The sequence below is a fragment of the Sphingobium boeckii genome, assembly GCF_014199215.1.
In the GTDB taxonomy this organism is placed as follows: Bacteria; Pseudomonadota; Alphaproteobacteria; order Sphingomonadales; family Sphingomonadaceae; genus Sphingobium_A; species Sphingobium_A boeckii.
The window spans coordinates 134,226-147,573 of record NZ_JACIJC010000001.1 but is presented as its reverse complement, the minus strand read 5'-3'; the positions used below and the strand labels follow the sequence as shown (position 1 = coordinate 147,573).

The 13,348-nt window shown below is 64.9% G+C and carries 11 protein-coding genes; 7 read left to right on the top strand and 4 right to left on the bottom strand.

The window, feature by feature from the left end; translation table 11 throughout:
* Positions 1–32 precede the first annotated feature (32 nt).
* On the bottom strand, positions 33–1,532 hold the full coding sequence (locus tag FHS49_RS00740) for a M23 family metallopeptidase (protein ID WP_184014409.1): 1,500 nt from the start codon (positions 1,530–1,532) through the stop codon (positions 33–35).
* Positions 1,533–1,808: 276 nt separating this feature from the next.
* On the opposite strand from FHS49_RS00740, the gene FHS49_RS00735 reads away from it, so the two are divergent.
* The 6 genes from FHS49_RS00735 to FHS49_RS00710 all read left to right on the top strand — a co-directional run bounded on the left by FHS49_RS00735 (position 1,809) and on the right by FHS49_RS00710 (position 7,419).
* Positions 1,809–4,334, top strand: a complete 2,526-nt coding sequence (locus FHS49_RS00735; protein ID WP_184014408.1) for a helicase-related protein — start codon at positions 1,809–1,811, stop codon at positions 4,332–4,334.
* A complete protein-coding gene (locus FHS49_RS00730) occupies positions 4,324–4,626 on the top strand; it encodes an RNA-binding S4 domain-containing protein (protein ID WP_184014407.1) in 303 nt (100 codons plus the stop codon). The genes FHS49_RS00735 and FHS49_RS00730 overlap by 11 nt, the downstream gene beginning before the upstream one ends.
* A 107-nt stretch (positions 4,627–4,733) precedes the next feature.
* Entirely contained in the window at positions 4,734–5,072 is a 339-nt protein-coding gene (gene fdxA / locus FHS49_RS00725; protein WP_184014406.1) for a ferredoxin FdxA, read from the top strand.
* 230 nt (positions 5,073–5,302) lie between these two features.
* Positions 5,303–5,833: a CarD family transcriptional regulator gene (locus tag FHS49_RS00720; protein WP_184014405.1), complete on the top strand. Its 531-nt coding sequence runs from the start codon at positions 5,303–5,305 to the stop codon at positions 5,831–5,833.
* A 122-nt stretch (positions 5,834–5,955) separates the two neighbouring features.
* Complete coding sequence (locus FHS49_RS00715) at positions 5,956–6,675, top strand: head GIN domain-containing protein (RefSeq protein ID WP_184014404.1); 720 nt, start codon at positions 5,956–5,958, stop codon at positions 6,673–6,675.
* A gap of 48 nt (positions 6,676–6,723) precedes the next feature.
* Positions 6,724–7,419 carry a head GIN domain-containing protein gene (locus tag FHS49_RS00710; RefSeq protein ID WP_184014403.1) on the top strand — a complete coding sequence of 232 codons (696 nt, stop codon included), beginning with the start codon at positions 6,724–6,726 and terminating at the stop codon, positions 7,417–7,419.
* A 133-nt stretch (positions 7,420–7,552) separates the two neighbouring features.
* On the opposite strand, the gene ppc is transcribed toward FHS49_RS00710, so the two are convergent.
* Positions 7,553–10,228, bottom strand: coding sequence for a phosphoenolpyruvate carboxylase (gene ppc, locus FHS49_RS00705; protein WP_184014402.1), 2,676 nt, complete (start codon positions 10,226–10,228; stop codon positions 7,553–7,555).
* Positions 10,229–10,321: 93 nt separating this feature from the next.
* The gene (locus FHS49_RS00700) at positions 10,322–10,888 is read right to left on the bottom strand and encodes an HNH endonuclease (protein WP_184015875.1); all 567 of its coding nucleotides are present in this window, start codon (positions 10,886–10,888) and stop codon (positions 10,322–10,324) included.
* A gap of 101 nt (positions 10,889–10,989) precedes the next feature.
* Between FHS49_RS00700 and gluQRS the strand changes: the two genes are divergently transcribed.
* Positions 10,990–11,844 carry a tRNA glutamyl-Q(34) synthetase GluQRS gene (gene gluQRS, locus FHS49_RS00695; RefSeq protein WP_184014401.1) on the top strand — a complete coding sequence of 285 codons (855 nt, stop codon included), beginning with the start codon at positions 10,990–10,992 and terminating at the stop codon, positions 11,842–11,844.
* On the opposite strand, the gene FHS49_RS00690 is transcribed toward gluQRS, so the two are convergent.
* Positions 11,755–13,137: a methyl-accepting chemotaxis protein gene (locus FHS49_RS00690; RefSeq protein ID WP_184014400.1), complete on the bottom strand. Its 1,383-nt coding sequence runs from the start codon at positions 13,135–13,137 to the stop codon at positions 11,755–11,757. The two genes, gluQRS and FHS49_RS00690, sit on opposite strands and share 90 nt — an antisense overlap.
* Positions 13,138–13,348 lie beyond the last annotated feature (211 nt).

The window sequence follows — 13,348 nt, the reverse complement described above, 5'->3', positions numbered from 1 at the left end:
TGGGTCGTCCACTGGACCGGCGCGCCTTGTGCTTAACGCGAAGCCTTCACAGCGCCCGCCGGCGATCCGCTGCGACCGGCCATGGGCGCGGGCGTGCCAGCCCGTACGCTCATCAATCCATTGAGCTTCGCCTTGAAATTGGCGAGGTCGGAGCCGCTGAGCAGCGAGGTCGTGGTGAAGGAAATCGAGCGCGGATTGATCGCCACGCCATTCTTGTAAAGCTCGTAATGCAGATGCGGCCCGGTCGAAAGCCCGGTGGAGCCGACATAGCCGATCACCTGCCCCTGGCGCACGCGCGCGCCTGCGCTCACGGCGATCCGGCTCATATGCGCATAGGCCGTGCCGATCCCGCCGGCATGGCTGAGCTTCACGAAATTGCCATGCCCGCCATGCCGCCCCGCAAAGGCGACAATGCCATCGGTGGCGGCATAGATGGGTGCGCCATAAGGCGATCCGAAATCCATGCCCTTGTGGAACCGCGAATAGCCCAGCAGCGGATGACGGCGCATCCCGAAGCCCGATGTCACGCGCGATGAGGAGACTGGCTGCGCCATCGCACCGCGCTTCTGGCCGACGCCGGATGCTTCGAACCATTCGGTGCGGCCGTCCACGCTCCACTGCATCAGACGGACCTGGCGCTTGCCTCTGTCCAGCCCGGCATAGAGCAGATCGCCGGTTTCCACCTCGCCGGTTTCGGCGCGCGCCTGCTCCACGATGATATCGAACCGGTCGTTCGCGCCGACGTCGCCGATCGACATCTTGCCGGCCAGCGCCTTAATATAGGTTTCCACCGCCTTGGCGGGCGCACCCGCGGCGCGCGCCGAGCGATAAAGGCTCGATCCCGCCACACCCTGAATGCGCAGCGGCGTATGATCCACCGCGATCGGAATGCGCGTCAGCGCCAGCGCGCCGTTCACGCGGGTCACTTCGAGCCGCAGATCGAAGCGCGCCCGGAAGGCCAGCAGATCGAGCGGCCGCGCCTGGCTGCGATTGGCGCGGCGGCCCAGCGTCACATCCATGCGCGTGCCCGGCCTGATATCGCCGAGTGCCACCGCACCGGAAACAAGCTCCGCCACGCGGCTTGCCTCGGCTTCGGCCACGCCCGCGCGGGTCAGCACGCGCGCAAAGCCATCGCCCTGCCCCAATGTTGCGACCAGCTCCATCGTGGGGCGTTCGGGAATATCGGTGAGCGGCACCACCGCATCGGTCGCGGCCATGCGCCGCCCGGTATCCCCGCCCAAGGCGAGCGGGGAGATGGCTTGGGCGCGCGCTTCATCCCATTGCGCTTCGGGCATGGCCGGCGGCGAGACCGCGTTCAGCGGCGCAAAGCCGGGAGACATGTAAATGGCTGAGGCACACAGGATCGTGCAGGTGACGAGACCGCGAAACCATTCACGCGATCCGACGCGCGCACCCAGATCGGGGACGAGATCCACATCGATGAATGCGGCTTCCAGACGCTGCCATGGCGTCAGCCTGGCAATTTTGCGCCCAAATGCGGGCGCGACCGGCGCAGGCAGTGCATGATCCATAGACAGCGCTGCGGTGGCTCCGCCTGCGCCAAAACCATGGTCACTACGCTGATACAAGGCTGTGCGCCCCCCGGAACCGTGAAATACTTGCCCTGCGGTTCTTTTGAACCGACCCGGCCCTTTGTCTGTGGACCGATCTGGTTAAAGTCAAATTAAGATGGTTAACATCCCCCCAAAGCGCGACGAGCCGTGCCGTTCAGCGGTTTGGCGCATGGAACCTTAATTTTAACAGCATGATGCTTGCGCCCGGCGTCCGGATTGCCGATCTTGCATTTCATGAGCCAGTTCGCGCGAAGCCCGGTCACGGCCATCCTCGGCCCCACCAATACGGGCAAGACCCATTTGGCGGTGGAGCGCATGTGCGGCCATTCCTCCGGCATGATCGGCTTTCCGCTGCGGTTGCTGGCGCGCGAAGTCTATGATCGCGTGGTCGGCATCAAGGGCAAGGACCAGGTCGCGCTGATCACCGGCGAGGAAAAGATCCTGCCCCCCAAGGCGCGGTGGTTCCTCTGCACCGCCGAATCCATGCCTGTCCTGAGCGGCCGGCCTGGCCGGCAAGCCGAAGGACCTCTGGACCGTGATGTCGCCTTTGTCGCGCTGGACGAGGCGCAGATCGGCGCAGACCCCGGACGCGGTCATGTCTTCACCGATCGGCTGCTGCGCGCGCGCGGGCGGGAAGAGACGATGATTCTCGGCTCTGAAAGCCTCAAGCCCCTGATCCGAAACCTCGTCCCCGATGCTGAGATCATTACCCGCCCGCGCTTTTCCACGCTGAGCTATGCCGGAGCCAAGAAGCTCTCGAAGCTCCCGCCGCGCTCCGCCATCGTCGCGTTCAGCGCGGAAGAAGTCTATGCCGTAGCCGAGATGCTCCGCCGGCTGAAGGGCGGTGCCGCGGTCGTGATGGGCGCGCTTAGCCCACGCACCCGCAATGCGCAGGTGGATATGTTCCAGGCGGGCGAGGTCGATTATCTCGTCGCCACCGACGCGATCGGCATGGGGCTGAACATGGATGTGGCGCATGTTGCCTTCGCAGGCCTCGCCAAATTTGATGGCCGCCGCCGCCGCAGGCTCTCGCTGGCGGAGATGGCGCAGATCGCGGGCCGCGCCGGGCGGCACCAAAAGGACGGCACTTTCGGCACGCTGGGCGCGGAGGATGGCGGCATCCGCTTCACACCCGAGGAAATCGAGCGGATTGAGGAGCATCGTTTCCCGCCGCTCGACCATCTTTTTTGGCGCGATGGCCTCCCAGATCTGTCGAGCCTCGATGCGCTGATCGGCGCGCTGGAGGCGCGCCCCACCCAGCCGATGCTCCGCGCTGCGCCGGAAGCGATCGACTTGGCGGTGCTCAAGCGACTGGCGGGCGAACCCTGGGTGCGCGAACGCACCACCGATCCGGCGATGGTCCGCCGCCTCTGGGCCGCATCGGGTCTGCCCGATTTCCGCAAGTCTGGCGCGGATCACCACAGTCGTCTCGCCGGCCGCGTGTTCCGGCATTTGAGCGAGGGCACGGGGCATGTGCCGGTGCCCTGGTTCGCCGACGAGATCGCGCGGCTCGATTCGGTGCAGGGCGATGTGGAGACGCTGGCGGGCCGGCTCGCCGCCACGCGCACCTGGGCCTATATCGCGCACCGCCCGGACTGGATGGCCGATCCCGCGCATTGGGCCGAGCGCACGCGCGCGTTGGAGGAAAAGCTTTCCGACGCGCTGCACGCAAAACTCACCCAGCGTTTCGTCGATCGCCGCACCGCCGTGCTGATGCGCGAGATTGGCAGCGATCCCGATTCGATCCCCGTCACCATCGCCGAGGATGGCGAAGTCCGCGTGGATGATGAGCCGATCGGGCGGCTCGACGGATTCCGCTTCACCGTGGCCGCCGATGCCCGGCTGGCGGACCGACGCAAATTGCTGGCCGTGGCCGAGCGGCGGCTGGGCCGGGAGTTGAGCCGCCGCGCCGCCGCACTCGCCGCCGCCCCGGATGAGGATTTCACGCTCGATACCGCGGCGAGCGGCCCCCTGTCGATCGCATGGGCGGGCTTCAGGGTCGCGCATCTCGCTCCTGGAAAAACCCTGCTGGCGCCGCGGGTGAAGCCGGATCGCGCGCTGGATGCGCTGGACGAACCCGTGCGGCGCACGGCGATCGAACGGCTCGATCGCTGGCTGGCCGCGATGCTCGCCAGGCATCTGAAGCCGCTCCAGCGCATTGCCGATGCCGCGCGCGATGCCGCCATGACGCCGCCGCTGCGGGCGTTGCTGGCGCCGCTGGCTGAATCCGGCGGATTATCCCCCCGTGCGCCGCTCGACCAGGCGCTGGCCGCGCTCGATCGCGATGGTCGCCATCAAGCCCGCAGGCTGGGGCTCGTGATCGGTGCGCTCGATCTCTTCAACCCGCAATTGCTCAAGCCCGAGGCGATACGATGGCGGGCGGCGTTGCGCGCGGTGCGACAGGGCACGGCGATGCCGCCCATGCCTGCGCCTGGTGTCGTCACCCTCGCGCATCCGTCAGCGCTGCCCGAATTCCGTACGCTCGGCGCGCAATCGCTCCGGATCGATCTGGCCGAGCGGATCGCCCGCGCCGCGCATGACGGGCGCGACGGGCGCAAACTGTTCCTACCCGATCCTTCGCTCGCCACGTCACTGGGTCTTTCGACGGACTCGCTCGCGCGGCTGATGCGGCTGCTGGGGTTCGAAACCCACGAAGCGGGCTGGCGTTATCGCGGGCGCACCCGGCCGCGCGAGATCCGCGCCGTTCACCCCGGCAATGCCTTTGCCGAATTGGGAGTGCTTGTCGCGAATGGGGGCTGAGCGGGAAAGCGAAACGCAGCGGATCGACCGCTTTCTGTGGTTCGCGCGTTTGTGCAAAAGCCGCAGCGCGGCGCAGGCGCTTTGCGAGAAGGGGCATATCCGCCTTGATGGCCGCCGGATCGATCGTGCGCATTGCCCGGTGCGCACCGGTAGCGTGCTCACCCTGCCCTTGCCCGGTGGCATCCGCCTGATCCGCATAGACCGGCTGCCGGTTCGGCGCGGTCCGCCCGTGGAAGCCGCCACGCTGTATGTTGATCTGGCTATCGATCCGGTAAAGAAATCCTCGGATTGACGAAGCGCGAGGGCGGGAATAGCAGGGCGACATTGATCTGAAGCACGTCCCGGCCGGAAATCCGGTTTTCCCCGCTTATCGGGACGTACTCTAGGAGGACTGCCCCAATGACCTATGTCGTCACCGATGCCTGCATCCGCTGCAAATATATGGATTGCGTGGAAGTATGCCCCGTGGACTGCTTCTATGAGGGCGACAACATGCTGGTGATCAATCCCAGCGAGTGCATCGATTGCGGCGTGTGCGAGCCGGAATGCCCGGCCGAGGCGATCCTGCCCGATACCGAGAGCGGGCTTGAGCAGTGGCTGGAGCTGAACAACACTTTCTCGGCGCAGTGGCCAAACATCACGCGCGCCCGCCCCGCGCCGGACGATGCGGACTCGTTCAAGAATACCGAAGGCAAGTTTGAAAAATACTTCTCCCCGGAACCCGGCCAGGGCGACTGATCCGCCGCGTCTGACGCTACGGTTTCCAGACCAGTCCGCAACAAAAGACTGCGGGCTGGCATTTTTGTTACGAATCTGCTAAATGGCGCTCATCGAACGCGGATGCTCCCTGCACGCCGCGATGGAGAGTCACACCTATCTGATCGCCGGACATGGCCGTTCGTCATCTTGCCCACAGAGGCAGGCGACCCATTTCCGGTCAAATTCTCCCATGGAAAGGTCTATCACCTATGGCTTCCAAGGCGCTGTCCTTCGACGTCGGCGATTATGTCGTTTACCCCAAGCACGGCGTTGGCCGTGTCATCGAACTCCAGAGTACCGATATTGCAGGAATGCAGCTCGAACTTTACGTGCTGCGTTTCGAAAAGGAGCGGATGACGCTCCGCGTGCCCACCAACAAGGCCGAAAGCGTCGGGATGCGTAAATTGTCTTCGGACAAGACGCTCAAGGAAGCGCTCGAAACGCTCAAGGGCAAGCCCAAGGTGAAGCGCACCATGTGGTCGCGCCGCGCGCAGGAATATGAAGCCAAGATCAATTCGGGCGATCTCGTGTCGATCGCCGAAGTGGTCCGCGATCTCTTCCGCGCGGACGATCAGCCCGAGCAGAGCTATTCCGAACGCCAGATCTTCGAAGCGGCCACCAGCCGCCTCGCCCGCGAACTCGGTGCGATGGAAGAGACGGACGAAGTTGGCGCACAGACCAAGATCCTCGAAATCCTGAACAAGGCGGCACCGCTGCATGTGAAGGAAAAGGCCGAATAATCCGGCCGTTTCGATCGAAAACAACCAGAAGGGGCGGTCCGCAGGGGCCGCCCTTTTTGTTGGGGGTGGACAGGCCACGCCCGTAACTGTATTATTATAGCAATACAGCTAGGAGCCTGATCATGCGCACCCTCATTGTAGCCATCCCTTTCCTGTTCGTCACCGCCTGCTCCCCTTCCGAAGCGGGCAGCAAGCCCTCGGGCGTGTCGGGTGCCCGCAGCTTTGCGGTCTCGGGCTTCGACTCGGTCTCGCTCACGGGGCCGGATAATGTGATCGTGCGCGTCGGCGGGCCGCCGTCGGTCACCGCGACGGGCGACACCGGCATATTGGCGCGGCTCACCGTGGAAGTCGTCGGCAATCAGCTCAGGATCGGGCGCGATAAGTCATCCGGTCTAAGCTGGGGCGGCAGCAAGGGCGCGGCCACCGTGACGGTGGCCCTGCCCGCGATCAAGGCCGCGTCGGTCGCCGGATCGGGCGATATGGATATCGATGCCGTGACGGGGGCCAGCTTCGATGGCTCCATCGCGGGTTCGGGCGGACTGAACATCCGCCAGATCAAGGCGGACGTGCTATCGCTTGATGTCGCCGGATCGGGTGATGCCAAACTGGCGGGAACGGCAGGTCGCGCCCAATATTCGATCGCGGGTTCCGGCGGGATTGACGCTGGCACGCTGACCGCCGGAGACGCCGATATCTCGGTGGCGGGTTCGGGCGGCGTGACGGCGGGCGCCACCGGCCATGCCAGCGTTTCGATCGTCGGATCGGGCGACGTGGAGATCATCGGCGGAGCCAAGTGCAGCGTCTCGAAGATCGGATCGGGCGATGTCACCTGCACCCGCTGAGGGCACGCGCCGCTTGCAGGCCGCCGTTGCTGCCGTCATGATCCGGAGATGACCCCGCGCTTCCTAATCGCCGCCCTGTTGATGCTGCCCGGCCCGGCCCTCGCCGCCGACCGCGTTGCGACCGTCACCAGCTTCGACCGGATCCGCGTGGATGGCCCCTATCGCGTGGAAATCGTGACGGGGCGCGGAACCTCGGCGAAGATCAGCGGCGACCGCGCGGCGATCGACCGGGTGGACATCGCCGTCCAGGGCACATTGCTCACCATCCGCACCAACCGCACCGCATGGCAGGGCGGCTGGCCGGATGACGAGAAGGGCGGCCCGGTCATCATCCGGCTCACCACGGGCGAATTGCGTGGCGCTGCCATTTCCGGCAGCGGCAGCGTGATGATCGACAAGGTGCGCGGCCCCCGTCTCAGCCTGGCAGTTGAAGGATCCGCACGCATGACCATCGGGCGGGTGGAGACGGACAGGCTCGATCTCGGCTTGGCCGGATCTGGAAATCTCACGCTCGCCGGTGCCACCAAGGCGCTCACCGCCATAGTGCGCGGTGCAGCGACGATCGACGGCGCGGGCCTGATCGCCAACGATCTGACAGTGACCAGCGAGAGCGCGGGCAATGTGACGCTTGGCGCGAAACTGAGCGCCAAAGTGGTGTCTTCGGGGGCTGGTGGCGTCGCCATCGGCGGCAAACCCGCCTGCACGGTGAATGCACTGGGGTCGGGTGAAGTGGTGTGTGGTTAGGTTTTGGGGCCACCCTCAAAACCGCCGTCATGCTGAACTTGTTTCAGCATCCATTCGTCCGCCCCGCCATTGATCAGGACTTCAAAATGGACCCTGAAACAAGTTCAGGGTGACGTTGATGCTGCTTCACCCCTTACCCGCTATTGCGCAGCGCGGTCGCAATCGCATTGATCGAAAGCTGGATCCCTTCTGCGATCCTCTCATCCGCCTCGCCCGCGCGGTGCCGCTTCAATAGTTCCACCTGCAGCAGATTGAGCGGCTCGATATAGGGCAGGCGGAGCCGGATCGACTGATCGAGCGACGGATTCTTCTCCAGCAATCGCGTCTGCCGCGTGATCGAGAGCAGGCCATCGTGCGCAGCGTTCCAGCCATCGCTGATCTGCCCGAAAATCGCATCGCCCAGCGCCTTGTCTTCCACCAGCGCCGCATAATTTGCGGCGATCGCCATGTCGGACTTGGCGAGCACCATCTCCATATTGGCCAGCGTGGCCTGAAGGAACGGCCAGCTCTGCACCATTTCGCGCAGCAGCCCCTGATCCTTATAGCCTTTCAGCGCCTGCCCCACGCCATACCAGCCCGGCAGCATCACGCGCGCCTGCGCCCATGAAAACACCCAGGGAATCGCGCGCAGATCCTCGATCGCATCGGTCTTCTTCCGGCTGGACGGCCGCGATCCGATCTTGAGCGTCGCGATCTCCGCGATCGGCGTCATCTGGCGGAAAAAGGTGCGAAATCCGTCCGTCTCATACACCAGCCCGCGATAGGCCTTGAACGCCGCGCCCGAAATCTCGTCCATCGCCGCACCAAAGCGCGCGCGCTCCTTCTCAGGCACCGGATCGGATTCGAGCGACGCCAGCAATGTGGCCGAGGCCATCGCCTCCAGATTGCTCGCCGCGCTTTCGCGGGTGCCATATTTCGCGGCGATCACTTCGCCCTGTTCGGTGATGCGGATGCGCCCCTGCACCGTGCCGCGCGGCTGGGCGAGGATCGCCGCAAAGCTCGATCCGCCACCACGCCCCACCGCGCCGCCGCGCCCGTGGAACAATTGCATCCCCACGCCCGCCTGCGCGAACACCGGTGCCAGCGCGAGGCTCGCCTGATGCAGTCCCCAGGTGGAGGTCAGATAGCCGCCATCCTTGTTCGAATCCGAATAGCCGATCATCACTTCCTGATGCCCACGCCGCCCGGCGATCGTCTCAATTTCCGGCAAAGCAAACCACGCGCCCATCACGTCCGGCGCATTCTCCAGATCGCCGATCGTCTCGAACAAAGGCACCGCCATGATATCCGCTTCGGCAGCGTCACCCGGCCGGTACAGCCCCGCCTCTTTCAGCAGGATGTTCACTTCGAGCAGATCGGAGACGTTCTGCGCCATGGAGACAATGTAATTCTGGATGCAATCCGGTCCGTAGAGCCGGTGCGCCTGCGCGGCCGCCCGCACGATCGCGAGTTCGCCCGCGGTCTCTTCGGAATAGGAGAAATGCGGGCTGGAGAGCGGCCTCGGCGTCATGAGCTCACGCCGCAGCAGCGCCACGCGCGCATCCTCGTCCAGCGCCAGATAATCGTCTTCAACGCCCGCCACCTGGAGGAGTTCGGCCACGACGCGCTCATGCACCGCGCTATTCTGCCGCATGTCGAGCGTAGCGAGATGAAAACCGAACGTCTCGACCGCGCGGATCAGCCGCCCCAGCGCGCCACCCGAATTGAGCGCGCCCTTGCCCGCCGCCGCCAGGCCATGCGCGATGGCCACGAGATCGGCGCGAAACGCATCTGGCCCATCATAGGGCTTGCCCCTGATCGCGGACGGGCGCGGTGCCGCCTTGCCGGTCAACTGCTGCAGCGTCGCGCTCAGTCGCGCATAGATGCCTGTGATCGCGCGGCGATAGGGTTCGTCCTGCCGGCTGGGTGCGGTGTCGCCGCTCGCCTCAGCCAGCGCCGCCACTTCAGCGCCCGCCTCCGCCAGCTCGCTCGAAATCGAAAGCTCGGCACCCAGCCCATGCAGCGCATCCAGATACCAGGCGATCACGGTTTCGGCGGAGCGCGACAGCGCAAGCGTGAGCGATTCGGCGGTGACGAAAGGATTGCCGTCCCGATCCCCGCCGATCCAGCTTCCGGGCCGCAGGAAGCTCGCCGGGCGATGTCCCAGCGCGCGCTCCCACCGGGCATAAAGCGCGGGCAGGACGGGCAGGAATGTATCGCGCAGATAGGCAAGCGCGGTCTCTACTTCATCCGCCACGAACAGCCGTTCACGCCGCAGCGTCCGCGTCTGCCACAGCAAGGCGATCTGCCGGAAGATCGCTTCGTCGATCAGATCGCCATCGGGTGTCTCGCTCAAGCCCGCATCGCGCAGCTTCATCAGCTCGGCGATCCGGTTGCGATGATCGATCATCGATTTGCGGCGGACTTCGGTGGGGTGTGCGGTCAGCACCGGGGCCACCAGCGAATCGGACAGCATCGCCAGCGCGGCCTTGCCGTCTATCCCCTCCTTCGCCAGCCGCGCCATGGCATGGGCCAGATCGGCCTGGGGTTCGGCGGCGATTCCCTGGCGATCCTCCGCCAGATTGGCGAGCATGGAAAACAGCATGAAGCCGCGCACGAACTGGATCGTCTCGTCCAGGCTGAGCGCATCCAGCCCGGTATCGATGCCATCCGCCCCCGCCACGCCGCGATGCCGGTCCACCGATGTCGCGCGGATATATTCGGTGCGCTTGAACAGCGTCTCGCCGCCATAGGCGCGAATGACGTCGCCCAGCAATTTGCCAAGAAAGCGAATATCGGGATTTTGCGTGATGGGGGGTGATGTAGCCATGATGCGATGCTGCACTGCGGCAGGAACGCGGTCAACGGCCTATGGTCGCTGGCGTAACGAAGCCGTGCTTTTTTTGACTCGCTTCCGTAGCGCTCAGGCCAGCAATTCGATGTCCCAGTAAAGCCAGTCGCGCCAGGTATCGTGCAGATAATTAGGGGGAAAGGCGCGGCCATGTTCCTGCAGATGCCAGCTCGTCGGCCGGATCGGGGTGATGTGAAGCTGCATCCCCGCCTGCCGCGGCGTCCGTCCGCCCTTTTTCAGATTGCAGGGCGCGCAGGCCGTGGCGACATTTTCCCATGTCGTGCGCCCGCCCTGGGCGCGGGGGATGACGTGATCGAAGGTCAGATCGCTGGAAATGCCGCAATATTGGCAGCAGAAGCGATCGCGCAGGAACAGATTGAAGCGCGTGAAGGCGGGATGTTCGGAAGGTTTCACATATTGCTTGAGCGCGATCACCGATGGCAGCTTGATCGCGCTGGTGGGACTTCGCACCTCGCGCTGATATTCGTCGACGATCGTCACGCGATCGAGGAACACCGCTTTCACCGCCGTTTGCCAAGGCCAGAGAGAAAGCGGATAATAGCTCAGCGGCTTATAGTCCGCGTTGAGCACGAGCGCGGGGCAGCTATCCGGATGGCGGATCAGATCGGGATGATACATGGCGTCACGCTCGCTCCCCCTTCGGTCACCGCCCCCATCGCGGATGAAGATGACCGGGGTATGACAGCATTTCAGGCGACTCGCGGTCAAGAGTCAATTTCATGAGCGAGACGGTTACCCGCTTTGCGCCGAGCCCCACCGGGCGGCTTCATCTGGGCCATGCCTGGTCCGCATTGCAGGCGCACGACCTGGCAACCGCGCGTGGCGGCCATTTTCTGCTGCGGATCGAGGATATAGACGTCACCCGATCACGCCCGGCGCATGTGTCGGGCATCATCGAGGATCTGCTCTGGTTGGGGCTGGATTGGGAAGGGGAAATCCTGTTCCAGTCCGAACGCACCGCGCTTTATGCGATGGCGCTGGAAGATCTGAAGGCCCGTGGCCTGGTCTACCCCTGCTTCTGCACGCGCAAGGATATCGCCGCCAGCGCCTCGGCGCCGCATGGCCCCGATGGCTTGCTCTATCCGGGCCTCTGCCGCGATCTGCCGCCGGATGCAGCGCGCATGGCCGGCACGCCGCATGGCTGGCGGCTGGATATGGCCAAGGCGATCGCAGCGGCTGGGCCGCTCGCATGGATCACGGGCGATGGCACCGCGGTTCGCGCTACCCCCGAAATCCATGGCGATGTGGTGCTCGCTCGCAAGGATGCGCCGGTCAGTTATCACCTGGCCGTCACCGTGGATGATGCCGATCAGGGCATCACCCATGTGGTGCGCGGCGCAGACTTGTACGCCGCCACCCATGTTCACCGCCTGCTCCAGCATCTGCTTGGATTGGCCAGCCCGGCCTATATCCATCACCCCTTGATCGCCACGGTCGATGGGGAAAGGCTGGCCAAGCGCAACGGCGCGCCGGATATCGCCGGGTTAAGAGACCGCGGCGTGGACCCCGCGCGCTTCATGGCGGATTTGCGCGCCGGACGCTTTCCGGATGGATATCGGCTGATGGGTGGATGACGCGGCACGGCCCCTGGTCCCGCCATCGGTCACCTTGAAGCGGCTGGACTGTTCGGCCAGATTGCCCACTTCGCTGGCCAGATTGCGGGCCGCGGCTGAGGTCTGCTCCACCATGGCCGCATTCTGCTGGGTCGATTGGTCCATCGTTCCGATCGCCGCCGAAATCTGCGTGATCGCCGCCGATTGCGCCTGATTGTCTGCCGCCATCGTCGCCAGCAGATCGTGCACCTGGCCCACATCGCCCGAAATATCCGCCAGCGCGCCATCCACCTTTTCCACCGCCTGCACGGCGGTCACGATGTCGGTCTGTGTCACGGTGAGCTGATCGCGCGCGCGTTTGGCCTCTTCTTCGGCGCGCATCGCAAGCGCGGAAACCAGATCGGCCACCACAGCAAAACCGCGGCCGGCATCGCCCGCACGCCCCGCTTCGACCGCGGCGTTCATGGCGAGCACGCGCGTCTGGAACGCGATCTTGTCCAGCCCTTCGATCACGCTGTCGATGCCCTTGGCGCTTTCTGAGACGCGGCCCATCGCCTGCACCGCTTCGTCCGTCACCGCGCGGCCGCCGCTCACCGTGGCGATCGCCCGGTCGGCGCGCTCCACCGTGCGGCTGGCCGCCGTGGCGGACGCCTTCACCCGCTCGTCGATCTGCGTCACCGATGCCGCGGTTTCTTCCAGACTGGCGGCGTTGCCTTCGGTACGGCGCGCCAGGTTTTCCGAAGCCTGCGCGATCTCGTCGGATCCCGTGCGGATCGTCATCGCGCTTTCGGAGACTGCGCTGATCAACGCACGCATCGCATCCAGCGCATCGTTATAATTTGTCTTCAGCGCGGCATATTCCGGCGGGAAATCGGCTGTGATCGTTGCGGTCAGATCACCATCGCGCAATATTGCCAGATGCGAGCTCAGGACGGAGACCAGTTGCTCTTGCGAGGCCGCCTGCGTGCGATTGGCCATCGCCGTTTCCTTGAAGCTGAACATCGCCTGCGTCATGCGGCCCACGCAATCCTTATAGGCCGTATGGGCGATGGGCGTTTCGAGGTCGCCGGCCGCAAGACCCTCCATCCGCACCACGGTGGACACATAGGGATCGCACACCGCCGTGCGCATCCACGCGCCCGATATGGCGGCGGCCAGCGTCACCAGCGCGCCGCAGATGAACCCGACCACCGGATAACCCGCCACGGCAGCCCCCAGCGTCGTCAACGCCGCCAGCGCCACGAGCAACGTCATGCCGGTAAAGGCGACCATCATCTTTTGCCGGATCGGGGCGATTTCCTGGAACCACAACATGTCTTGGTCTCCTCATGTGGAACACCCATGTGACATGCCGCCAGGCCCACCCCGGAGATCGGATCGATCCATGAACGCCGGCCGTTGGCGGGCCGGCACACAACAGTATGCGCATGAAGCGTCGAGGACCATTATATGAAGCGCGACGGCGATCCGGGCGGCGCCACCAAAAAACCTTCGTATAAAAAGCAAATCGCCTGCACCGCGGCGT